This is a genomic window from Vibrio sp. 1078-1 (genome assembly GCF_033340475.1).
Genome location: NZ_JAWOWM010000669.1, coordinates 1 through 572 on the forward strand (window position 1 = coordinate 1; position 572 = coordinate 572).

The following is a 572-nucleotide window of genomic DNA, read 5'->3' on the forward strand; positions in this document are numbered from 1 at the left end:
ACCCAGCAACAGAGCAATTTGCGCAGTCGGTGTTTGCACAGTTACAACAGCTAACTCAGCTTGATGGCATTAAAGTTTTAGATTTTGGATGCGGCACCGGACAATTAAGCCAATTGTTGTCACCCATTGTTAAGGATATTGTGGCGTTAGATGCGTCTGAAGCCATGATTGAAGAGCTCGACAAGAAAGAGTTACTCAACGTTGAGCCAGTCGTAGATGCATTATCACGAGGTTTAGTGGCGCAACATCCTGCTTTCCGCGGACAATTTGATCTTGTGGTTGCGTCTTCTGTCCTTGCTTTTGTCGATGATGTGGAATCATCGTTAGACATTGCTCATTCGTTGCTAAATGAAGGTGGTTACTTCGTTCATTTTGATTGGGTTGCAGAATCCGAGCAAGACGGTTTCACCTTAAGCCGCTCCAAGAATGCATTGAGCAACGCTGGTTTTGTCGATGTTGAAGCGAAAAAAGTGTTCGATATCACCTCTGATGGACAAACCATGTCGGTATTAATGGGCGTTGGTCGCCGTTAATTTGCCAAAAAGATTAAAAAAAGCGAGCCAAGGTGCTCG

Annotated in this window: 1 protein-coding gene; it reads left to right on the forward strand. The window is 44.8% G+C overall.

The window, feature by feature from the left end; genetic code table 11:
- The coding region (locus R7190_RS29415) for a class I SAM-dependent methyltransferase (RefSeq protein ID WP_318138145.1) at positions 1-533 on the forward strand (533 nt) is incomplete at its 5' end.
- Positions 534-572: the final 39 nt, after the last annotated feature.